Consider the following 20,776-nt stretch of genomic DNA (forward strand, 5'->3'; position numbering starts at 1 on the left):
AATCTGGAGACAAAGAATGAATGAAAAACAAAAAGATCTGGTCCAAAAGTTCGCCGCATTGGGCAGTTTATTGATTTTGTGCATTACGTTTTCGATGACTAGCAGTGCGTTCTTTTCGATGAGCAACGGGATGAGTGTTGCCTTACAAGTGACATCCATTGCGTATTTGGGTATCGGCGCGACCTGCGTGATCATTACCGGTGGTATCGATTTGAGCGTCGGCTCTGTGTTGGCATTGTCGGGCGTTGTCGCAGCGCTGGCGGTCAAGGCGGGCGTGGCGGTACCGTTGGGTATGTTTCTCGGAATCTTGGTTGGGGCGCTGTGTGGTGCGATAAACGGCTTCTTTATTACCAATCTAAAACTTCCTCCTTTTATTGCCACGCTTGGGATGATGTTGGTAGCGCGGGGTGTGGCATTGCAAATTACTGGCGCGCGTCCTGTCTCAGGGCTTGGTGACGCGTTCGGCGTCCTAGGAAACGGTGCATTGTTTCGGATCGTGAAGGAAACCACAAACGGGTTTCCTGATGTCGTGTTTCCCGGCATTCCTTATCCCGTCATCATCATGGTAGTTCTTGCGGTGCTGGTGTCAATTATGTTGAGCCGTACCACTTTCGGCAGACACATCTATGCGGTGGGATCAAATGCGGAGGCTGCACGTTTGTCTGGTGTCAACGTCGCCCGTGTCACTTTGTCGACTTATGTGATTTCGGGCGCGCTTGCGGGTCTTGCTGGCTGCGTACTGATGTCACGTCTGGTCACCGCACAGCCGAATGAAGGCGTCATGTATGAACTCGACGCAATTGCCAGCGCGGTCATTGGTGGCACGTCTCTAATTGGCGGTATCGGTACCATTTCGGGGACTGCAATTGGCGCTTTTGTCATCGGGATTTTACGTAACGGTTTGAACATGAATGGTGTTTCAAGCTTCGTCCAGCAAATCATTATTGGCGTAGTCATTCTGTTGACGGTCTGGATTGATCAGATGCGCAATCGCCGCTAGAACACTGCCTGATGCGGGACGACCGCTTTGGGCGTTGTAAATACGTAGTTTAATAAAATTGGACTCACGCCAAACCGTCCCAATAACGCGTGCCGACGAAGACAGTACGCTAGTACGGCTAGGAAAGCACAACGTAGTTGGGGCGATTTTGCGTAAGTCCTAAAATATAGAGGAGAACAAAGATGAATAACTTCAAGAAATTTTCTATCGGGCTATTGACCGCTACGCTGGCGTTTTCAATTCACTCAGCGCTTGCAGCCGGTGGAGAAATCGCGGTGATTGTGAAGTCGGCAAACTCCAATTACTGGCAGAACGTTCAAAAGGGCGCAGCAGCGGCGCTCAAGGACACCAAAGGTTACACAATGTCGTTTCAGGGACCGGCGTCGGAATCTGCGATTGCGGATGAAGTCAGCATGGTGGAGAACGCCGTGAACCGAAAAGTGGCCGGTATTGTGTTGGGCCCGTCAGATCCTGATGCGCTGATTCCGGCAATGAAGAAAGCCTGGGAAGCCAAAATTCCCGTGATCCTGATTGACTCTATGGTGTCGGATGGCGGTAAAAAATATTATCAGTCCTTCCTTTCCACGGATAACGATGCCGCTGGCGCGCTGTGTGCGAAAGAGTTGATCGCCAAAATTGGTACGACTGGCAAGATCGCGGTGATGTCGTATGTTGCGGGCGCTGGTTCAGAAATTGGTCGTGTCGGCGGCTTTAAAAAATATATTGCGGATAACTCCAAGCTGCACATTGTGAATACTTTCTATTCGCAATCGCAAATGGCGACCGCACTGAATCAAACCACTGATGTGCTGACTGCTAATCCTGATCTAAAGGGAATCTTTGGTGCCAACGAACCGACCGCAGTCGGCATGGCTCGCGCACTCAAGCAGTCGGGCAAAGCTGGGAAGGTCGTGGCAATTGGTTTTGATGGTAATCAAGATCTGCAAGAGTTTGTGAAAGATGGAACGATTGATGCGACGGCGGTGCAAGGTTCTTATCAAATGGGTGCGCTGGGAATCAAAACGTTGACCAGTGTGATCGAAGGAAAAACCGTGCCGAAGTTTGTCAATACCGGCGTTGTGATGGTAACGAAGAAAAATATTGATCTTCCCGAAGCCAAGAATGTTTTGTATTAATTGCCGGACGCAAATAAAAAGGTCGTTAAAGCATCCTGTGAGTCATGGCGGAGGCGTTGCATATTGATGATGGATTTGCAGGCTTCCGCATGCAATGCGATACCAATCTCGCCATGGCTAAAACGACTCATGGATACTCTTTCGTTTCTTTTTTAAAAGAAATGGGAAGGGTATCCAGGTAGTACTCAGGAAATGCAGATTTTGTAATGAAAAGAGATAAATAAATGATGAAAACCCTTGTCTGTGAAAGCCCTGGCATCCTGCAAATGGTGCAAAGACCCATGCCACAACGTGGGCCGGACGAAGTGTTGATGCGTGTCAGGCGGGTCGGTATTTGCGGCACGGATATGCATATCTATCAGGGCACGCAACCCTATCTTGATTATCCAAGAGTGATGGGTCATGAATTGTCGGGGGAGGTTGTAGAAGCACCTTGCACGTCTGCGTTAAAGGCGGGTGATACCGTCTACGTCATGCCTTATATATCTTGTGGCATTTGCGTAGCTTGCAAAAAAGGTAAAACGAATTGCTGTACCAATATTCAGGTATTGGGCGTTCATCGCGATGGTGGCCTGACGGAGTATTTGTCGATTCCGTTGGCATTTGCTTTTAAGACAGACGGCATCTCGCTGGATGATGCTGCGATGATTGAATTTCTTGCGATTGGCGCGCACGCCGTGCGCCGTGCCGCGATTCAAGCGGGGCAGAAAGTGTTGATCACCGGAGCCGGACCTATTGGTATTGCCACGGCATTGTTTGCGCGTCTGCGCGGCGCAGAAGTGTGTGTATTGGATACGCGGATTGATCGACTTCAGTTTTGTCGTGATGCGATGCAAATTTCCCATACGGTTGAGGTCGGTGAGACGGATAAGTCGCAACTGGCTGCGATGACTAACCAAGATTTTTTTGATGTGGTATTCGATGCAACCGGCAATACGAAAGCAATGGAAAGAGGATTCGAATTTGTCGCTCATGGTGGAACCTATGTGCTGGTTTCGATTGTTCGCGGTGATATCTCGTTTTCCGATCCTGAATTTCATAAACGTGAAATGACATTGCTTGGCAGTCGTAACGCAACCATGGAAGATTTTAAAGAGGTTTTAAAAGCAATGCGTGCCGGCTTGGTACCGACAAAACTGCTGAATACCCATCGCACCACCATGGATGCGCTTCCTGTGGTTTTTTCGGAATGGCTTAAACCGTCGGCAGGCGTCATCAAAGCGATCGTTGAATGTTGAGCTGGTGAATGCGTCTAATACTGTCATTTGACACAAGCCGCTTTCAAATCGCCTTCTTTAGGCGCACGCTGATTGGTACAAAAGTGAAGTGCCAAAGCGTAGAAAAACGTTTCACGGCATCGCGACGGTGCGAGCCAATGTCAAGAGTTTAGCATCGTGAGGACTCGTTTTTTAATGGTAAAATACTATGCAATTATCTTCCCAACCTTCTGTGGTTTCGACTAAGCGCGACACTGCGACTGCACGGTCAATATCTCATGTCAAAACCGCCAACCATCTTCAAAAAAACGACCAACTTTCTGTTGGGGTTTATTGCGCAAAACATGACTGTGTCAGAGGTACTGCCTTCGGAGCAGTATCTGGCAACGGTATGTCACGCGAGCAGAACGGTGGTGCGCAGTGTGATTGCTTATTTGGACGAACGCAGATTAATCAACGGTTTAACCGACCGTCAGTTGATCAGGCTTCCAATCGAGGACGATTATTTCGATGTCTCGGAATTGCAATCAGGACTGGAACGTATCCAGCAAGTGATGATGGAGCGGGTCTTCCAGAAAGATATGCAGCCGGGAGCCGAATTTTCGGAAGCAGAACTAGCGCGAGAAGCGGGGACCAGCACCGTGAGCATTCGGGAGTTTTTGATCGGTTTTTCTCGCTTCGGGTTGATCGAAAAAAAGCCCCGTGGCGGTTGGCGGCTGTGTGCGTTCGATCTTTCATTTGCACGCGAACTGGCAGATATGCGTCAGATGTTCGAGGTGGCTGCGGTCGAACATTTCTGCAGCTTGCTACCGACCGATCCGGCCTACAAAGAACTCGATCGACTGATTGTCAAACACGCACAATTAGAGCCGAAAATGAAGACCCGATATGGCGAGTTTCCCGCACTCGATCGCGAGTTTCATACGTTCCTTATCGGTCTGTTGCGCAACCGGTTTGCGCAAGAATTCTACGATATTGTTTCTTTCGTTTTTCATTACCATTATCAATGGGACAAAGGCGAGGAAATGCAGCGCAACAGTTATGCCTTGAAAGAGCATCTGGCGATTCTGCATGCGCTTTCCGAGCGCAATCCGGAAAAGGCGCTCGACTGTATGCGCAGCCATTTGGATTCCTCTCGCACGTCCTTGATGAAATCAATCCGTACGCGAGGATAGGTTTTTCTGCAGACTTAAATCGCTTTATCACTTTCCGTGCCGGTGCAGATTGCTTTCTGCGTCGGCTTAACATCGCCCAACTATTTTCTTTTCAATTTAACTTGCTTAAGGGGAATGCCGCATGGTGACCTCAACCAGACCCACGCCTGCGTCGTCTGTACTGCTGATGTCGGCACGGGATAACTGCGTGATAGCACGGTCGGCCTTGCGCGCTGGCGACGTGGTACTGATTGACGACCGGGAAGTCTTGTTGACGCAAAATATCGACATTGGCCATAAGTTGGCACGTTGCGCACTTCAGGTTGGTGACAAGGTATTGCGATACGGCGCACCAATTGGCAGCGTTTCGCAACCTATCGCCATTGGGCAACATATTCATACCCATAATTTGGAGAGTGATTACATTCCGACCTATACCCTGAGCGGTGAAGGTCATCATTTTATCGAGAGGTAATACCGATGAGTGCTAGCGAAATTTCTGGCTATTTGCGCGCTGACGGACGCAAAGGCATACGCAATATTGTAGTCGTCGCCTATATGGTTGAGTGCGCTCATCATGTGGCGCGGCAAGTGGTGAACGTGTTTCCTAATCAACCGGTACATCTGATTGGGTTTGCCGGATGTTTTCCCAACGAATATGCTGATCAAGTCATGCGGCGTCTGGTGACGCATCCAAATGTAGGCGCGGTTTTACTCGTTTCGCTGGGATGCGAAGGCTTCAACAAAAATGGATTAGCCGAGGTAGTTGCCGCCAGTGAACGTCCGGTGCACACGATTACGATTCAGGAAAACAAAGGAAGTCGGGCCAGTGTCAGTAGTGGCGTTGAATGGGTTCAATGGGCGCTTGACGACATTGCACGGCAGCCGAGAGTACCTATGGCGCTTAGTGAGTTGGTCGTCGCCACCATATGTGGCGGTTCAGACAGTACCAGCGGCATCACTGCAAATCCGGCAGTCGGCTATGCGTTCGATGTGCTGATCGATGCTGGCAGCACTTGTATTTTTGAAGAAACGGGCGAACTGGTCGGCTGTGAATATCACATGAAGAACCGCGCAGTGACACCAGAACTCGGCGATGCAATTGTGCAAACTGTTGAGAAGGCGGCGAATTATTACACCATTATGGGACACGGCAGTTTCTCTCCGGGCAATGCAGATGGCGGCTTGACGACGCAGGAGGAGAAGTCGCTAGGTGCATACGCCAAGAGTGGAGCGTCATCTATCTGTGGGATTTTAAAGCCGGGTGATCAAGCGCCAGGCGGCGGTTTATATTTGCTGGATGTCGTGCCTGATGGCGAGCCGCGCTTTGGGTTTCCCAATATCTCCGACAATGCTGAAATCGTTGAGCTGATCTCCTGCGGCGCGCATATTACTTTATTTACGACGGGGCGCGGTTCGGTGGTTGGATCGGCGATTTCACCGGTGATCAAAGTCTGTGCCAACCCGCACACCTTCGAACAATTGTCTGACGATATGGATATCAATGCCGGACGAATTTTGAATGGCGAAGCGACATTGGCAGAAGTCGGCACCGAAATTGTGACGATGGTGTGCGATGTGGCGAATGGTGGTTTGAGCCGATCAGAAGAGTTGGGACATCAAGAATTCATCCTCACCTATAAACGATTTGAGCCGTCCGGTCCGAGCTGTTTTCCGCTGCGCTCGCTGTGAATGAGTTGGGTAGCTTGAGTATGAAAGACTTAGCCTGAATTTATCTTTTGTTCGACGTTTAACCTCAAAAAGTGTTTTTTTTACGTCTTTAAATTGGATCAATTATGCTTGCTAAAGCGTCTTCTGCGTTGCCTCGCAGCGGGTTATCACTGACAGCATTGGGAATGGGCTGCGCTGTTATTGGCGGGCTTTACACAGCGATTAGCGAAGCGGATGCGCGCGCTGCCTTGGATGAAGCTTGGGCGCTTGGACTACGGTATTTTGATACCGCGCCCTATTATGGTTTTACCTTGTCAGAACATCGCTTAGGTGCGGCATTACGCGAGCGCCCACGCGACGAATATGTGATTAGCACCAAAGTCGGACGCCTCATGAAACCAGATAAGAGTGTGCGTGCGGGCGAGAGTGATTGGGCTGCGCCGCTGCCGTTTCGCCCGATGTTCGACTATAGTTACGACGGCATAATGCGCTCGCACGAAGATAGTTTGCAACGACTTGGGCTGACGCATATTGATGTGCTGTTTGTGCACGATATTGGGCGGATAACGCACGCTGACAGGCATGACCACTATTGGGGGCAACTGACTGTGGGTGGCGGCTTCAAAGCGCTCGATGATCTGCGCAGAAGCGGACAGGTTTCGGCAATTGGCCTCGGCGTCAACGAATGGGAGGTCGTCTACGCCAGCATGCAGGAAATCGATCTGGATTGCACGCTGTTGGCCGGGCGGTATACATTGCTGGAACAGGCAAGCCTTTCACCATTGCTCGACGCCTGCCAACGTGATGGAAATGCCATCGTCATTGGAGGGCCGTTTAACTCGGGCATACTTGCTGGCAATCCAAAATATAATTACATGGATGCACCAGCAGATATTGTTTTGCGCGTCAAAGAGTTGGAGGCGGTGTGTCTGGAATTTGCGGTCCCATTACCTGCTGCAGCGCTGCAATTTCCGATGGCGCATCCTGCCGTCGTATCGTGTATTCCTGGCGGCAAAGACGTTGCGCAGCTTCGTCAAAACGTAGCCTGGTTTGATATGCCGATACCGACAGAACTATGGACAACGTTAAAATCGCGCGGGCTGATCGACGAGCGCGCACCGGTTCCGGTCAATATTTAACCTGAAAGTATAAGCATGCGAATTGATGCCCATCAACATTTCTGGTTGCTTGCAGATCGCGGCGGCGCATGGCCGCCGCCTGAGCTGGCTGTAATTTGCCAAGATTTTTTGCCCGACGATTTGAAGCCGCATTTAGCCCGGAGTAGGATAGACGGGACGGTATTAGTACAGACTTTACCGAGCGAGGATGACACTACTTTTATGCTCGGGCTGGCGGCGCGTTATGCATTTATTCAGGCGGTTGTGGGATGGGTCGATTTGAAAGCGGCAGATGCCTCCGAAAGAATACAAATGCTCGCCATGCATCCGAAACTCAAAGGACTCCGTCCAATGCTGCAGGATATCCCGGATGACGATTGGATAGCCGACCCCGCACTTGCGCCAGCTATCGATACGATGCAGCGCTATAACCTCAGTCTCGATGCATTGGTTACGCCGCGCCACCTATCTTCTTTGCTGGTGTTTGCGAATCGTTTTCCGAACATGCCGATAGTTATTAATCATGCGGCTAAACCGTCGATTGCAAGCGGCGATATCACATTGTGGAAACAGAACATGACGCGGTTGGCGGCTTATCCGCAGATACATTGCAAACTATCCGGATTGGTAACGGAGGCAGCGCTGCAATGGCAGGTCGCTGACCTTCGGCCAGTGGTTGATCATGTGCTTGACGCTTTTGGTGCGGATCGGGTGATGTGGGGCAGCGACTGGCCGGTAGTGGATCTGGCGGCGGATTACGGACGCTGGACAGAGACGACCGATTTGCTTCTTGTTGGCTTGGGTGATTCCGACAGAAAAAAAGTACTCGGCCTGAACGCACAAGGTTTTTACCGCATCGATTAGGAATTAAAAATGCAAAGAATGGGAATGGTGATCGGTATCGATCCTGCTAGTATCGTTCAATACAAGGCTTTGCATACGGCGGTATGGCCGCAGGTGTTGGCGACATTAAAGGCAGCAAATATTCGCAACTATACAATTTTCTTACGTGAGCCGGAAAATCTTCTTTTTAGCTATTGGGAGTATTACGGCAAGAATTTTGAAGCTGACATGGCGCAGATTGCAGCGGACCAGATGACTCAAAAATGGTGGGCGGTGTGCGGCCCGTGTCAATTACCGCTGGCGTCAAGGGGCGATGGTGAGCATTGGGCAACGATGGAAGAAGTATTTCATATGGATTAATGATTCCGTCATTCGAGACGGAAGGTAAATGTCTATTTTATTAAATTTGTATCGGAGGGGAAATGAAAGCCCCAATAAAAAAACCCGACATAACGTCGGGTTTTTGTCGATGGCACGTACCTGACGCCATCTTGGGTATGGCTATTTACATTTTAGCTTTGGTATCTTGCGCAGCGTCTTGCACCTTCTGACCGCCCGACTGGACGTCTTTGCCCATGCCTTCGAACGTGTTACATGCTGAGAGGATACCGAACAAGCTGATTATTGCTGCGATCGAAACGATTTTCTTGATCATGGTTGGCTCCTGTGCTGTTAATAAAAGTGCTGCATCTACGGTGAAAATTCTGTTGTACTCATTTTGACTGATCTCATTAGTTGAGAAAAGACAGCCATAAGATTAACTTTTCTCGAAGATTGTGTCCATAGTCAACGCATATTTTTGTTGTTTCCAGGAAAATAGGGCCTGACATTTTCATTCGGCATGCGTATAACTATAAACCGATAGAGCGCAGCTGAAGCAGTAATCCACCTACGCCATCCCACAAAATCTGTACGCCGATACACAGTAAGATAAATGAATACATACGCAGCATGACTGTAGTGCCAGTGTCGCCAAGCAGCCTAACCAGCACACCGGCAAAGCGGTTACTGAAATACACAGCGACTGAAGCTAAGGCTAATGCGGCGACCGCAGCAACCAGTGTGATGATAACGGGTACCTGAGGAATCCGAAGGCCAGCACCAAGTGTGATGGCGACCGAAATTGATCCGGGGCCGACAGTAAAAGGGAAGGTGAGCGGGTAGAAGGCTTTTTTTGAAGCCAGTTCTTTGGTCCACAGCGATCCTGGAATGGTTTCTACCTTCTGAACCTCGTCCATGCCCAGCAATTTCCAGGCGGTGGCGATGACCAGCAGGCCTCCGGCGACCTTCACAACCGGTAGTGAGATGCCAAAAAATGCCAGAACATGCGTGCCGATAAACATTCCGGCAACCAGTAAAATAAACGTATTAACGGCGACGCGCCACGCCAGCGCGTTGCGGGTGGCATCTGAAGCGCCCGCCGTCAACGAATGAAAAATGGGTGCGTTACCGGGGGGATTCATGATCGGCAATAGCGCGGCCAGGACAAAGAAAACAGTTTTTACAAACGCGAGTAGGTGAAATTGCATGGGGTCTGGAGTGTCGTCGTGGGCTGACTAGCTTGTGAGGCGGCGGGATTTGCATTGTTTATGCACGAGCAGATTCTAGACCGACGAGGGTTATGCGGCAAGAGTTTAGGCACCAAACGCAAAAGGACTGCTCTCAATGCTGGGTGTCTCGCCATTAATCAATTGCAATAATAGCGTTGCGCTGCCGTGGGCAAGTGTCCAGCCGAGACCGCCATGCCCGACATTCAGATACAAATTGGGTACTGGCGAGGCGCCAATGATGGGAACGCCGCTTGGGGTAGCAGGACGCAAGCCGGTCCAAGGCGACAGCTCGGTGTCAGAAAGGTCTATGCTGCCAGGAAACAGAGCATTGACACCCTGTTTTAGCTCATCAATCGCACGATTGGGGATGTGTCGATCGAGGCCGACTATCTCCACCCGACCAGCGACGCGCAAACGTTCGCCAAGTCGCGCATAAACGATTTTCTTTGAAAGGTCGGTAATCGACACTTTGGGCGCTGCGGCTTGATTAGCACTGTTTCGGAGTGGGATCGTAATGCTGTAACCTTTGAGCGGATACACCGGCAAGTCGAATCCTGCCTGACGCGCAAAGGCGGTGCTGTGTACGCCCATCGTCAGCACAAATTTATCAGCGGCGATTTGTTCGATTCCGGCATGGACCGCGGTTAGCGCACGGTCACGCATTTCAAGCTTGCCGATGCGTTGGGAATGCGCAAAACGAAACCGTGGATTCTGCGACATCGCTGCTACCAGTTGTCTACAAAACATAGCGCAATCACCCGCTTCCTCACTTGGGGTATAGACGCCACCGACCCAATCGCGCTTTGCATTGGCTAAAGCCGGTTCAATTTCCATGCAGCGGGTGGCGTCGATAACTTCTTGCTGGGAACCATATTGCGCCTGAAACGCCACTTGCTTACGCGCCGCAACTAAGCCTTTTTGATCTGTGAACATGACCAGTTTCCCCGCCGTTTTATGCTGAAAATCGAACGGCATTGCGTGAATGGTGCGTGCTAACTGATCACGACTAAAAAAAGCCAGGCGCAATAAATCAATTGTCGTTTTTTGCGTGGTGTTGGTATTACATGCTGCTAAAAATCGCAGTAGCCAGCGCCACTGTGCGGGATCAATTTTAGGGCGCAGCGTGAGAGGTGAGTCAGCGCCAAATAAATAGTGCGGCCAATGCGTCCAGACCGAGGGATCAGCCAGCGGCGCGACATAAGAAAAGCTCAGTTGGCCGCCATTAGCAAAACTGGTCTGTGCGCCGGGTTGCGCTTCGGCATCCACTAACGTGACCTGATGACCACCTTCCAGCAGGCGATAGGCAGACGTTACACCGATGATGCCAGCCCCTAAAACGCAAATATGCATGTTTGTTCCTATGACCAAAAGTGAGATGCAGTGTGGAAATGGATGTGAGCGTGGTGGAAGTATCAGCTACTCTGTCGCTATATTGTCTACAGCAGGGCAATCCGCCAGACATTATTTCATGTGTCTGCGGCTCACTATACGGATTGCGTCGGTAACTGTCACATGCCGTTTTGGCATGGTGCATAGCACCATTTTGCGCGTGAAAGCAGCGTGAGTGACCGCAAATAGCTGGTGTTATCTGATGGTTTAGTGGAATCTGCCTTTGCTGCTGGCCCACACTGAGGTAGAATGCCGCTTGAAGTAAGCCAGACAACCGCTGGTCATTCGGTGCAAGCTGCGTGGCGGGAGGAAGGTCCGGACTCCATAGAGCAGGGTGACGGTTAATGGCCGTCCGCCGTGAGGCGAGGAATAGGGCCACAGAGACGAGCGTATTAAGTTACGGTGAAACGCGGTAACCTCCACCCGGAGCAATTCCAAATAGGCACGCGTTGATGTTGCTCGCGGAGCGTGCGGGTAGGAAGCTTGAGCGCTGGAGTAATTCAGCGCCTAGAGGAATGGTTGTCATAACGGGCGGGCGCAAGCCTCATCGTCGTAACAGAATCCGGCCTATCGGCTTACTTCATTCTCTTTCAATTAATTTGCATATCTGCCAACTGCAGATATGCAATTATCTTTTTTCTGTACGACATTTCCCCTTTCAGTTTTCCTCTCAAGTGTCAGTTTCAGTTTTGGCTAGTCATTGTTTTTTTTCGTCAAACTTTTAAAACCGCTGAATCCAGTTTTAAATTACCGGCGTATATGACTCTGCAAGCTCCGAAAATTGACTCTCTTAAGGAAATTATCATGCGCAAATTCAGCACCGTAATCACACTCTCCGCCGCTTTGTTGGTCGCCAACGTGGCGTTTGCCGAAAACACCGTAATGGTCGGCGGACAAAGTATGTACCCAAGCAAAGATATTATCGATAACGCTGTCAATTCAGCTGATCACACGACACTCGTCGCAGCAGTAAAAGCGGCTGGGCTGGTTGATACACTGAAAGGAAAAGGTCCTTTCACCGTATTTGCACCAACCAACGAAGCTTTTGGCAAGTTGCCTGCCGGCACTGTCGATACGCTGGTAAAACCAGAAAATAAAGCAACGCTGACCAAGATTTTGACGTACCACGTTGTACCAGGAAAATATGATTTTATGGCGCTTTCGAATGCCATCACAAAAGGCGGTGGTCAAGCTGAATTGGCGACAGCTAGCGGCGGCAAATTAACCTTCAAGAAAAACGGAATGCACAACATTGACGTCATCGACGAAGGTGGTCACGTAGCCAGCATCAGCACATACGATGTCTATCAGTCGAATGGCGTTATTAATGTAGTCGACAGTGTTTTGATGCCAAAATAAGTCATTCGTTTTACCTCTCCTGATCAGTCGGTTCAATTCGACTGCAGGACCAGACATTGAACAGCAGCAGTGTATCGCGCATAGAGAATGCCGATTTCTGCTGCTTGCAAGCTAACCGATCCAAGGTGGCTGTGATTTGGACGACATTCCCATGTCGTCCTTTTTTTTGGTATGAATAGTTCGCTGGTGTGATCGAACGAATGATGGCGAATCCTATTATTTTATTACCCCAATGGCGCGCATTTTTATCACGACTTGTAGTCGTGCCGTTAACTATGTTGCTGACCACCGTATTAAATATAAAGGTAAATTATTTTTTTTAACATTTTAATTTTGTGATGTTTGTAAATGAGCGAACGTCGTAATTTTTCCGGCGAGCGCGCTCGCAGCAACGGTGTAAGGACTCGCCAGCCAGACCTGGCCGGGACCGGACCGACCTGGAAAATTTCTGTTTATTGCGCTGATGGTGACATCATTCGCATCCGTTGATTGGCCCGGGCCGCAGTTGGCGCAAGAGCCGCAACCCGGTAGGATCATTATTGCGCCAGCTTTTTCAAACACTGTCATATAGCCTTGCTCTTCGCAGTAACGACGTACTTCGAGTGTGCCGAACTGCAAGAATAGTGTAGTGTGCGATGGCACGGTCATGTTGCGTGCAACGCCCCAACTCAGCACTTCGTGATAAAAATCAAAGTCATGCTGTTTGCCAGCGGTACAAGATCCGCCATAGGCAATATTGATAGGAATATCCCGCATCAAGCTATCGGCTGTGATTCCGTTGCCAGGATCGCCGGGGCGTGCCAACATCGCGGAAATAGCCGCTGCGTCGATGACAACGCGCTTTCGGTAATGCGCATCGGCATCGCTGACCATCCAGTCTTCGATTACAAAATCGATCCCACGTCGTTGCTTTAAGAATGCGACCGTTTTATCGTCGGGTTCCACAATGCCGGTAAAGCCGCCCAACTCCGCAACCATGTTGGTTAGTGTGGCGCGTTCATCGATATCCATCGCGCGAATGGCAGAACCACCGTATTCAAATACCAGGCCTATTGCATCGCCTGCACGAATAAAATCCATCTGTAATAAATGCAGTACGATATCTTTTGCCGTCACGCCTGGCCGCAAGCATCCATCGATTTGAATACGGATGGTTTCAGGCACTTTGCAGCGTACATAGCCAGTCATCCAGCTATTAGCGATTTCCGTTGCGCCTGCTCCAAAAGCGAGGCATCCCAGCGCACCAGAATGCGGTGTGTGCGAGTCGGTGCCAGCAATTACCTGACCGGGCAGCGCATAGTTTTCAGCCATCATCGCGTGACAGATTCCCTCTGAACCGGCACTGTCTGTTAGCTTTCCGTGCGAACGAACGGGATAGTCTTGCGTAAAGCGAGTATGCCCTTCGGTCAGATTGGCAACACCTTGCAATAAATTGTCGCGTACATGCGGCAGACTTTGCGCCGCCAGAACTAAATGATCCTGAAAAGCGATGATGCTTTCAGGATGATGCAACGTGACCGGATTGCCGAAAGCGCGGTGCATTAAATGCGTGCACATACCGGTGAAATAATCGTGGCTGAAACGCCAGTCCGTGGAAATAAATGTGCCTTGTCCACGTTCAGCATGCGCGATATCTGGATGTAAATGCCGATCAATAATTTTTTCAACCAGGTTTTTTCCATGACTTGCCGAAGTGGTATTTGATCGCTGTTCTGGGGCGGGCCACGATGCAGACTTACTATAAGCAAGCAGACCACCGCAACGAATAATATCTTGCGTCAATTGATCGCGCCCTTCTAAAAAGGCATCGATAGGAATAGATTCACCAGCGTTGATGCGATCCAGAATCGAAAAATCGGTCGTCGTCAAAATTCCTATATTGTCGCAATTTTGTTGATAGATACGCTCAAAACTTTCAGCGACAATTAATTTAATCCCAGCCGATAGTTCTGCTAACGGACTTGACTCACGTGATGATCCTTTGCCATATCGTTTGCCAGCCACTGTCACCTGAAAACCACCGTCTTTAATCGCGTTTTTTTTGATTGGATGTTCGCCGCCCGTTTTGAATCCTACGTACGGAACATCTCCGAGACGCTCGTCATACACCATCATGACCGTAACGGGCGTGATTTCGTCCGTGGATACGTCATCACGCAACGGCAGGGCGTCTGCCAGGCGGATATTTTTACCCTTCAGTTGCGTCACAATACAATCGGCATCTTGCGACAAAAAGAGTACACGGCCATTAAATTGCATTAATTTTTCCATCATGCGCTTTTGCTTCCAATTGCTGTTTTGAGTGTTTTCAATAACCATGGATGTTTGACGAGATGGCGGTCTTCAAACTCGCGTATTTGATCCATCTTCCGTAACGTCAATCCGATGTCATCCAGACCTTCCAGAAGACAGAGCTTGCGGAAAGGATCGACCTCAAACGTATAGTTAATAACGCCATCTGCGCTGGTAACGGTTTGTTGCTCAAGATTGATGCTTAACACAAATCCGGGCGTGGCTTCAACCGCGTTAAACAGACAATCTATCGCTTCTTCGCTAAGAATAATCGGCAATAATCCGCTCTTAAAACAATTGTTGAAAAAGATGTCGGCAAAGCTGGATGCGATCACGGCACGAAAGCCGTATTGATCCATCGCCCACGGCGCATGTTCACGCGATGATCCGCAACCAAAATTTTGCCGTGCAAGCAAAATGGATGCGCCTTGAAAGCGCGCCTGATTGAGGACAAAATCAGGATTGAGCGGCCTGTTGGTGCAGTCTTGTCCAGGCTCGCCATGATCGAGATAACGCCATTCATCAAATAGATTTTGACCGAAGCCAGTGCGTTTAATCGATTTTAAGAATTGCTTGGGGATGATAACGTCGGTATCCACGTTGGCACGATCGAGCGGTGCGACTAATCCCACAAGGTGATTAAATTTTTTCATCATTAGTACCTTATAACGATCTGATATCAACAAAATGTCCGGCAATGCCAGCCGCTGCCGCCATGGCAGGACTGACCAGATGTGTTCGTCCGCCTGCGCCCTGACGCCCTTCGAAATTCCTGTTTGACGTGGAGGCGCAACGTTCGCCCGGTGCCAGACGATCGGCGTTCATCGCCATGCACATGGAGCAGCCGGGTTCGCGCCATTCGAAGCCGGCATCCAGAAAGATGCGATCCAGACCTTCTTGCTCGGCTTGTTGTTTTACCAGACCAGAACCGGGTACGACCATTGCCAGCACGACGTTGGCAGCGCGCCGTTTACCACGCACGATGGCCGCGGCTGCACGCAAATCTTCGATGCGCGAGTTAGTGCACGAGCCGATAAACACTTTATCGATGGCGATATCTGTGATCATGGTATTGGCGCTGAGGCCCATATAAGCCAATGCCTTTTGCATGCCGTCGCGTTTTGTCGCGTCTTGCTCATCTTCTGGATCGGGAATGTGTCCGTTAATCGAAACAACCATTTCCGGCGAGGTTCCCCACGTTACCTGCGGTGCTATCACACTTGCGTCAAGGGTGACGGTAGCGTCGAAAATAGCATCGTGATCGGATTGCAGAGACCGCCAATAGTCAAGCGCCTGATCCCACTCTGCGCCGGTGGGCGACAGAGGTCGGCCTTTGACATAAGCCAGCGTGGTGTCGTCAAAGGCGATCATTCCAGCCCTTGCACCGGCTTCTATCGACATATTGCAGACGGTCATACGGCCTTCCATCGACAAATTGCGGATAGTTGAACCGGCGTATTCGATCGCATATCCCGTTCCGCCAGCGGTGCCGATGGTGCCGATCAATGCTAAAACGATGTCTTTGGCGGTGACGCCAACAGCTAATTGGCCTTCGACTAATACCAGCATTGATCGCATTTTTTTGGTTAGCAATGTTTGCGTGACCAATACGTGTTCAACTTCTGATGTGCCGATTCCGTGCGCGAGGCAGGCAAAGGCGCCATGCGTGGAAGTGTGGGAATCGCCGCAGACCACGGTCATGCCAGGCAGCGTGGCGCCTTGTTCCGGTCCGATCACGTGTTCGATACCCTGGCGCATATCCTGCAAGCCGAAAAAAGTCAGCCCGTAGGTTTTTGCATTCGCGTCAAGTGTGTCGACTTGCAGACGCGAAATTGGATCTTGAATACCTTGGCTGCGGTCGGTCGTTGGCACGTTATGATCGGCGACAGCAAAATTGGCAGCCACACGCCAAGGTGTTCTTTGCTCCAGTCTCAAGCCCTCAAATGCTTGCGGGCTGGATACTTCATTGATGATATGACGATCGATATAAAGAAGACTGGTACCGTCACTTTCGGTAGTGACGACGTGCGCGTCCCAGAGTTTGTCGTAAAGGGTTTTGGCCATGAGGTTTCATGCAGAATGATGTAGAGATGCAGAAATCATACCGGCAGCCAGTAGCGGGTGAAGTGATCACTGGCGATGACAGGCGTCTCGATTGGAGATGATTGCACAAACGCCATGCTTAAGATACGTAGTGAGGGTTAGAACCTATTGACGGTGGCCGATGGTGACCGATTCTTTTACTTATTCACCAGAAAGTTGACCAGCGACGTCGCCGTAGCGGTCAATTGGTCGCGCTGATTGAAAATAATAACCAGATGGCGAATAGCCCACGGATCTCGAATGGGAACCAATTTCACCGCCAATGTATTTAAATATAACTCGCCGATTTGTTGTGGTACCACGGCGATGCCGAGACCGACATGGACCATGCGACACAGCGCGTCCAGACTGCTGACTCTGATCTTGATTTTAAGTTGCGCACCAAGATTGATCGCTTCTTGTGCCAGAAGTTGGGTAAGCGTAGCGTCCGCACCGAGGCTAACAAAGTTCTCATTCACGATTTCCGTTAATCCAACCGATGTTTCGGCGCTCAGCGGATGGCTGCGCGGAACCATTAAGAAAAGGTGATCGGTGCGGTAGGGTAAATATTGGAACTGTTCCAGACCTGCGATTGCATTGCAAATGCCTAAATCGGCATTGTGTTCTCGAATGCTGCGCATTACCTCTGTGCTGTTTTGCTCTTCCAGATCAATATCAACATGGGGAAAAATGCGTTGGAACGCAGCGATATCCTCTGGCAAGAATTGTACGATGGAGGACAAATTTCCGACCAGACGTACTTTGCCCTTAGCCCCGCTGGAAAACTCAGAAAGCTCTGCGCCTAGCGCTTCTATGCTGGCAATCACCGCTAGCGCATGGCGTAGCACCGTTTCACCAACCGGCGTGACTGAAATACCACGCGATTCGCGGTGTATGACGGGTAATCCGATCATTGCCTCGATTTCACCGATACGACGGCTGACCGCAGAAGGCGCGATGAATTCGCGTTCGGCGGCGCGCGCGATATTCTTCTCCTGGCAAACAGCGACGAATAAACGGAGTGAAGTAAGATCGATTTTTCTGAGGAGATTATTCATGTAGTGAGTTTTGTTATAGGCATCTATCGATCTCATTCCTGAATCATTGCATGCAAAAAATGGCCTGCTTCAGGACCGACAGCTTGCAATATACCAAATGGCTGTCAGTCATTGCGGAGTTGATGAAATTTCGTTTAACGCTGAAGATCAGCGGAGCTCCGACTAATCTTACCTTCGATGCCGAATAATGTGGTTTTAAGCGTGTTCTCGGCATGATTCGACACCGCTGATGAGGTTTCGGATGGTGCTTTTTAAGACTTGGGATTGCACCTCGGTTGAGGTTGATGCTGACGACGACGCTAGTGTGACGTTTACGTAAACGTCAATTCTTGCTATTCTTCAGAAAATAATTAGAGAACGTCGCGCCGCATACGCGCTAACAAAAATCACTCATCAGGAGACCGAACAACATGGATTTTGAACTGTCAGAAGAGCAACGAGCGTTTCAGCAGACGGCGCGCGATTTTTCCGTTGGTGAATTTGCACCGCACGCGGCGCTCTGGGATGCCGAGGGTATATTCCCCACAGATGCTATTGCCAATGCAGGTGAACTAGGATTTTGCGGTCTATATACGCCGGAAGAGGCGGGCGGTCTGGGCTTGTCACGTCTGGATGCGACTATCGTATTTGAGGAACTGGCGCGAGGCTGCACGTCCACGACCGCCTATCTGACCATACACAATATGGTGAGCTGGATGGTCGCAAACTGGGCGACCCCGGCATTTAAGCAGCAATGGTGCGAGCAGTTGGCGAGCGGCAAGAAACTGGGATCGTATTGCCTGACCGAGCCGGGTGCGGGATCGGATGCGGCGTCACTAAAAACCAATGCTGTTCTGGAGGGTGATACTTACGTTCTGAATGGTTCCAAGGCGTTTATTTCTGGCGCTGGTGCGACGGATCTGTTGGTGGTGATGGCGCGCACTGGCGGCGATGGCGCCGGTGGTGTCTCGGCATTTGTAGTGCCAGCCGATACGCCAGGAATCAGTTATGGCCGTAAAGAACAAAAAATGGGCTGGAACAGTCAGCCGACCCGTACGATTAGTTTTGATAATGTGCGTATTCCTGCGGACCATTTAATGGGGCAGGAAGGCGAGGGATTTCGGATGGCGATGCGTGGATTGGATGGTGGCCGCATCAATATTGCAACTTGTTCAGTCGGAACTGCACAGGCTGCGCTGGATGCCGCGCACGGATACATGAACGAGCGCCGTCAATTCAAGCGGCCGTTAGCTGATTTTCAGGCGCTGCAATTTAAATTAGCCGATATGCAGACGGAGTTGGTCGCGGCGCGCCAGATGGTGCGTCTGGCGGCGTGCAAACTCGACGCCAAAGACGCAAATGCCACGACCTATTGCGCCATGGCGAAGCGTTTTGCGACCGACATCGGATTTCAAATTTGCAATGAGGCGCTGCAAATTCATGGCGGTTACGGCTATATTCGTGAATATCCGCTTGAGCGCTATTTCCGCGACGTGCGCGTCCATCAAATTCTGGAAGGCACTAACGAAATCATGCGCGTTATTATTGCCCGCAATCTATTAAGTAACGGTTCAAACGAGGATGTACGATGAGTCAAATAATTTCTCCTGACATGCCGCAGCCGGTATTGTTTGAGGAGCGAACGGCCGAAAACGGTAAGCGTATCGGTATCGCGACACTCAATGTAGAGAAGACCTTAAATTCGATTTCGCTGGAAATGGTCGATTTGCTGGATCCGCAACTGCGTAAATGGGCGGCAGATCCCCAAATCGCCATCGTCGTGTTGCAAGCGGCTGGCGAAAAAGCATTTTGTGCCGGGGGCGACTTACAGCATTTGTACCACACGATGCTCGAACACCACGCGACGGACGACCCCGAAAATATCCAGGGAAACCCCTACGCTGGTGCATTTTTTGAGCGGGAATACCGGCTAGACTATTTGATTCACACCTTTCCCAAGCCAATTCTTGCCTGGGGACATGGCATTGTCATGGGTGGCGGGATTGGTTTGATGTCCGGCGCGAGTCATCGCGTGGTGACCGAAAAGTCGCGTTTAGCAATGCCAGAGATCACGATTGGTTTGTACCCAGACGTCGGCGGGACCTGGTTTTTAAACCGGATGCAGGGACATGTTGGCCTGTTTTTGGCGCTGACCGGTGCATCGATTGGTGCAGCTGATGCGATTTTTGCCGGTTTGGCCGATGTCGAAATTGCTCAGGCGAATAAGCAAGTGGTATTGGACGCTTTGTTGAAGCAATCGTGGACGGGCGATGAAGATGGGGTTTTATTGACGCGGTTGTTGCAAAGCCATGCGTCTTTCTCGGCTACATCAGTGCCAACTCCATTGAGCGCCCACCTTGCATTGATCAATCTACTTTGCAGCCAGCCAACCTTGCCAGAAATTGTCGACGCCATTCTAGCGCTGAAAACGGACGATGTGTGGCTGCAAAAAGCAGCGGCAACGTTGCGTGCCGGCAGTCCGGGCTCTGCTGGCTTAATTTATGCCCTACTTCGTCGCGGTCGACATCTGTCTTTGGCCGAAATCTTCCGTTTAGAGTACGTCGTGACCTTGCACTGCGCGGCTCGCGCAGATTTTTCCGAAGGTATTCGGGCATTGATCATCGAGAAGGATCGTCAGCCAAAATGGCTGCATGCAGGTTTAGCAGACGTTAGCCGGGATTGGGTGAATGGATTTTTTGAGGGGCCATGGGCGGTGGTTGGTCCTTCAAAACATCCGCTAGCGGATTTGATTTGATGCAATGAACGCTTAAAGCAAGATTTCCGTGACGGCCACCGGCGGTCATGGAAAATTGAATTGTTTTTTTTGCATGAGATGCGCGTTGTTGCGAATTTTCGGTAGGATGGATATTGTTGAAGATGTGGGTTTTGAAATTTCATCAAATTTTATCGTGTCAGCAAAGCGCACAG

The 20,776-nt window shown here is 50.4% G+C and carries 20 protein-coding genes and 1 other RNA gene; 13 read left to right on the forward strand and 8 right to left on the reverse strand.

Annotated features, from left to right (window positions below; all coding sequences use genetic code 11):
* Positions 1-16 precede the first annotated feature (16 nt).
* The gene (locus tag ACXX82_RS13560; protein WP_322235565.1) at positions 17-1,000 is read left to right on the forward strand and encodes an ABC transporter permease; all 984 of its coding nucleotides are present in this window, start codon (positions 17-19) and stop codon (positions 998-1,000) included.
* 182 nt (positions 1,001-1,182) lie between these two features.
* Positions 1,183-2,136 carry an ABC transporter substrate-binding protein gene (locus ACXX82_RS13565; RefSeq protein WP_458563088.1) on the forward strand — a complete coding sequence of 318 codons (954 nt, stop codon included), beginning with the start codon at positions 1,183-1,185 and terminating at the stop codon, positions 2,134-2,136.
* Here ACXX82_RS13565 and ACXX82_RS13570 read toward each other — a convergent pair.
* Positions 2,133-2,267, reverse strand: coding sequence for a hypothetical protein (locus ACXX82_RS13570; protein ID WP_322235569.1), 135 nt, complete (start codon positions 2,265-2,267; stop codon positions 2,133-2,135). The two genes, ACXX82_RS13565 and ACXX82_RS13570, sit on opposite strands and share 4 nt — an antisense overlap.
* 96 nt (positions 2,268-2,363) lie before the next feature.
* On the opposite strand from ACXX82_RS13570, the gene ACXX82_RS13575 reads away from it, so the two are divergent.
* The 7 genes from ACXX82_RS13575 to ACXX82_RS13605 all read left to right on the forward strand — a co-directional run bounded on the left by ACXX82_RS13575 (position 2,364) and on the right by ACXX82_RS13605 (position 8,499).
* The gene (locus ACXX82_RS13575) at positions 2,364-3,374 is read left to right on the forward strand and encodes a zinc-binding alcohol dehydrogenase family protein (protein ID WP_322240413.1); all 1,011 of its coding nucleotides are present in this window, start codon (positions 2,364-2,366) and stop codon (positions 3,372-3,374) included.
* Positions 3,375-3,631: 257 nt separating this feature from the next.
* Positions 3,632-4,528, forward strand: coding sequence for a GntR family transcriptional regulator (locus ACXX82_RS13580; RefSeq protein ID WP_322235571.1), 897 nt, complete (start codon positions 3,632-3,634; stop codon positions 4,526-4,528).
* A 121-nt stretch (positions 4,529-4,649) separates the two neighbouring features.
* Positions 4,650-4,982, forward strand: a complete 333-nt coding sequence (locus tag ACXX82_RS13585; RefSeq protein WP_322235573.1) for a UxaA family hydrolase — start codon at positions 4,650-4,652, stop codon at positions 4,980-4,982.
* A gap of 5 nt (positions 4,983-4,987) precedes the next feature.
* A complete protein-coding gene (locus ACXX82_RS13590) occupies positions 4,988-6,199 on the forward strand; it encodes a UxaA family hydrolase (RefSeq protein WP_322235575.1) in 1,212 nt (403 codons plus the stop codon).
* A 104-nt stretch (positions 6,200-6,303) separates the two neighbouring features.
* Positions 6,304-7,317 (forward strand): aldo/keto reductase, encoded by a 1,014-nt coding sequence (locus ACXX82_RS13595; protein ID WP_458563089.1) that lies wholly within the window; start codon positions 6,304-6,306, stop codon positions 7,315-7,317.
* 15 nt (positions 7,318-7,332) lie between these two features.
* On the forward strand, positions 7,333-8,160 hold the full coding sequence (locus ACXX82_RS13600) for an amidohydrolase family protein (RefSeq protein WP_458563090.1): 828 nt from the start codon (positions 7,333-7,335) through the stop codon (positions 8,158-8,160).
* Positions 8,161-8,184: 24 nt separating this feature from the next.
* Positions 8,185-8,499 carry an L-rhamnose mutarotase gene (locus ACXX82_RS13605; RefSeq protein WP_323505823.1) on the forward strand — a complete coding sequence of 105 codons (315 nt, stop codon included), beginning with the start codon at positions 8,185-8,187 and terminating at the stop codon, positions 8,497-8,499.
* 145 nt (positions 8,500-8,644) lie between these two features.
* On the opposite strand, the gene ACXX82_RS13610 is transcribed toward ACXX82_RS13605, so the two are convergent.
* The 3 genes from ACXX82_RS13610 to ACXX82_RS13620 all read right to left on the reverse strand — a co-directional run bounded on the left by ACXX82_RS13610 (position 8,645) and on the right by ACXX82_RS13620 (position 11,039).
* Positions 8,645-8,794, reverse strand: coding sequence for an entericidin A/B family lipoprotein (locus ACXX82_RS13610; RefSeq protein WP_322235583.1), 150 nt, complete (start codon positions 8,792-8,794; stop codon positions 8,645-8,647).
* A gap of 196 nt (positions 8,795-8,990) precedes the next feature.
* Positions 8,991-9,668 (reverse strand): MarC family protein, encoded by a 678-nt coding sequence (locus ACXX82_RS13615; protein ID WP_322235585.1) that lies wholly within the window; start codon positions 9,666-9,668, stop codon positions 8,991-8,993.
* 105 nt (positions 9,669-9,773) lie between these two features.
* Positions 9,774-11,039: a D-amino acid dehydrogenase gene (locus ACXX82_RS13620; protein ID WP_458563091.1), complete on the reverse strand. Its 1,266-nt coding sequence runs from the start codon at positions 11,037-11,039 to the stop codon at positions 9,774-9,776.
* Positions 11,040-11,336: 297 nt separating this feature from the next.
* On the opposite strand from ACXX82_RS13620, the gene rnpB reads away from it, so the two are divergent.
* Positions 11,337-11,664: RNase P RNA component class A (gene rnpB / locus ACXX82_RS13625), an RNA gene on the forward strand.
* Positions 11,665-11,882: 218 nt separating this feature from the next.
* The gene (locus tag ACXX82_RS13630; protein WP_322235589.1) at positions 11,883-12,437 is read left to right on the forward strand and encodes a fasciclin domain-containing protein; all 555 of its coding nucleotides are present in this window, start codon (positions 11,883-11,885) and stop codon (positions 12,435-12,437) included.
* A gap of 327 nt (positions 12,438-12,764) precedes the next feature.
* Here the strand turns inward: ACXX82_RS13630 and ACXX82_RS13635 are convergent, their stop codons facing one another.
* From ACXX82_RS13635 to ACXX82_RS13650, 4 genes are all read right to left on the reverse strand, one after another.
* Complete coding sequence (locus ACXX82_RS13635; RefSeq protein WP_458563999.1) at positions 12,765-14,708, reverse strand: aconitase family protein; 1,944 nt, start codon at positions 14,706-14,708, stop codon at positions 12,765-12,767.
* The gene (leuD, locus tag ACXX82_RS13640; protein ID WP_458564000.1) at positions 14,708-15,382 is read right to left on the reverse strand and encodes a 3-isopropylmalate dehydratase small subunit; all 675 of its coding nucleotides are present in this window, start codon (positions 15,380-15,382) and stop codon (positions 14,708-14,710) included. Before leuD ends, ACXX82_RS13635 begins: the two co-directional genes overlap by 1 nt.
* Before the next feature lie 10 nt (positions 15,383-15,392).
* On the reverse strand, positions 15,393-16,793 hold the full coding sequence (gene leuC / locus ACXX82_RS13645) for a 3-isopropylmalate dehydratase large subunit (RefSeq protein WP_458563092.1): 1,401 nt from the start codon (positions 16,791-16,793) through the stop codon (positions 15,393-15,395).
* Between the two features lie 176 nt (positions 16,794-16,969).
* The gene (locus tag ACXX82_RS13650) at positions 16,970-17,869 is read right to left on the reverse strand and encodes a LysR family transcriptional regulator (protein WP_323509361.1); all 900 of its coding nucleotides are present in this window, start codon (positions 17,867-17,869) and stop codon (positions 16,970-16,972) included.
* Between the two features lie 410 nt (positions 17,870-18,279).
* Here ACXX82_RS13650 and ACXX82_RS13655 point away from each other — a divergent pair, with 410 nt between their 5' ends.
* Positions 18,280-19,440, forward strand: coding sequence for an acyl-CoA dehydrogenase family protein (locus tag ACXX82_RS13655; RefSeq protein WP_323505819.1), 1,161 nt, complete (start codon positions 18,280-18,282; stop codon positions 19,438-19,440).
* A 20-nt stretch (positions 19,441-19,460) separates the two neighbouring features.
* A complete protein-coding gene (locus tag ACXX82_RS13660) occupies positions 19,461-20,603 on the forward strand; it encodes an enoyl-CoA hydratase/isomerase family protein (RefSeq protein ID WP_323505896.1) in 1,143 nt (380 codons plus the stop codon).
* Positions 20,604-20,776 lie beyond the last annotated feature (173 nt).

This window comes from Glaciimonas sp. GNP009, from assembly GCF_054343755.1.

Excerpts from the sequence above, each read along its gene's own strand:
- leuD (WP_458564000.1), bottom strand. The coding sequence starts at position 15,382 with ATGAAAAAATTTAATCACCTTGTGGGATTAGTCGCACCGCTCGATCGT.
- ACXX82_RS13630 (WP_322235589.1), top strand. The coding sequence starts at position 11,883 with ATGCGCAAATTCAGCACCGTAATCACACTCTCCGCCGCTTTGTTGGTC.
- ACXX82_RS13565 (WP_458563088.1), top strand. The coding sequence starts at position 1,183 with ATGAATAACTTCAAGAAATTTTCTATCGGGCTATTGACCGCTACGCTG.
- ACXX82_RS13580 (WP_322235571.1), top strand. The coding sequence starts at position 3,632 with ATGTCAAAACCGCCAACCATCTTCAAAAAAACGACCAACTTTCTGTTG.
- ACXX82_RS13560 (WP_322235565.1), top strand. The coding sequence starts at position 17 with ATGAATGAAAAACAAAAAGATCTGGTCCAAAAGTTCGCCGCATTGGGC.
- ACXX82_RS13605 (WP_323505823.1), top strand. The coding sequence starts at position 8,185 with ATGGTGATCGGTATCGATCCTGCTAGTATCGTTCAATACAAGGCTTTG.
- ACXX82_RS13655 (WP_323505819.1), top strand. The coding sequence starts at position 18,280 with ATGGATTTTGAACTGTCAGAAGAGCAACGAGCGTTTCAGCAGACGGCG.
- ACXX82_RS13600 (WP_458563090.1), top strand. The coding sequence starts at position 7,333 with ATGCGAATTGATGCCCATCAACATTTCTGGTTGCTTGCAGATCGCGGC.
- leuC (WP_458563092.1), bottom strand. The coding sequence starts at position 16,793 with ATGGCCAAAACCCTTTACGACAAACTCTGGGACGCGCACGTCGTCACT.
- ACXX82_RS13635 (WP_458563999.1), bottom strand. The coding sequence starts at position 14,708 with ATGGAAAAATTAATGCAATTTAATGGCCGTGTACTCTTTTTGTCGCAA.
- ACXX82_RS13615 (WP_322235585.1), bottom strand. The coding sequence starts at position 9,668 with ATGCAATTTCACCTACTCGCGTTTGTAAAAACTGTTTTCTTTGTCCTG.
- ACXX82_RS13575 (WP_322240413.1), top strand. The coding sequence starts at position 2,364 with ATGAAAACCCTTGTCTGTGAAAGCCCTGGCATCCTGCAAATGGTGCAA.
- ACXX82_RS13650 (WP_323509361.1), bottom strand. The coding sequence starts at position 17,869 with ATGAATAATCTCCTCAGAAAAATCGATCTTACTTCACTCCGTTTATTC.
- ACXX82_RS13570 (WP_322235569.1), bottom strand. The coding sequence starts at position 2,267 with ATGAGTCGTTTTAGCCATGGCGAGATTGGTATCGCATTGCATGCGGAA.
- ACXX82_RS13585 (WP_322235573.1), top strand. The coding sequence starts at position 4,650 with ATGGTGACCTCAACCAGACCCACGCCTGCGTCGTCTGTACTGCTGATG.
- ACXX82_RS13610 (WP_322235583.1), bottom strand. The coding sequence starts at position 8,794 with ATGATCAAGAAAATCGTTTCGATCGCAGCAATAATCAGCTTGTTCGGT.
- ACXX82_RS13620 (WP_458563091.1), bottom strand. The coding sequence starts at position 11,039 with ATGCATATTTGCGTTTTAGGGGCTGGCATCATCGGTGTAACGTCTGCC.
- ACXX82_RS13660 (WP_323505896.1), top strand. The coding sequence starts at position 19,461 with ATGCCGCAGCCGGTATTGTTTGAGGAGCGAACGGCCGAAAACGGTAAG.
- ACXX82_RS13595 (WP_458563089.1), top strand. The coding sequence starts at position 6,304 with ATGCTTGCTAAAGCGTCTTCTGCGTTGCCTCGCAGCGGGTTATCACTG.
- ACXX82_RS13590 (WP_322235575.1), top strand. The coding sequence starts at position 4,988 with ATGAGTGCTAGCGAAATTTCTGGCTATTTGCGCGCTGACGGACGCAAA.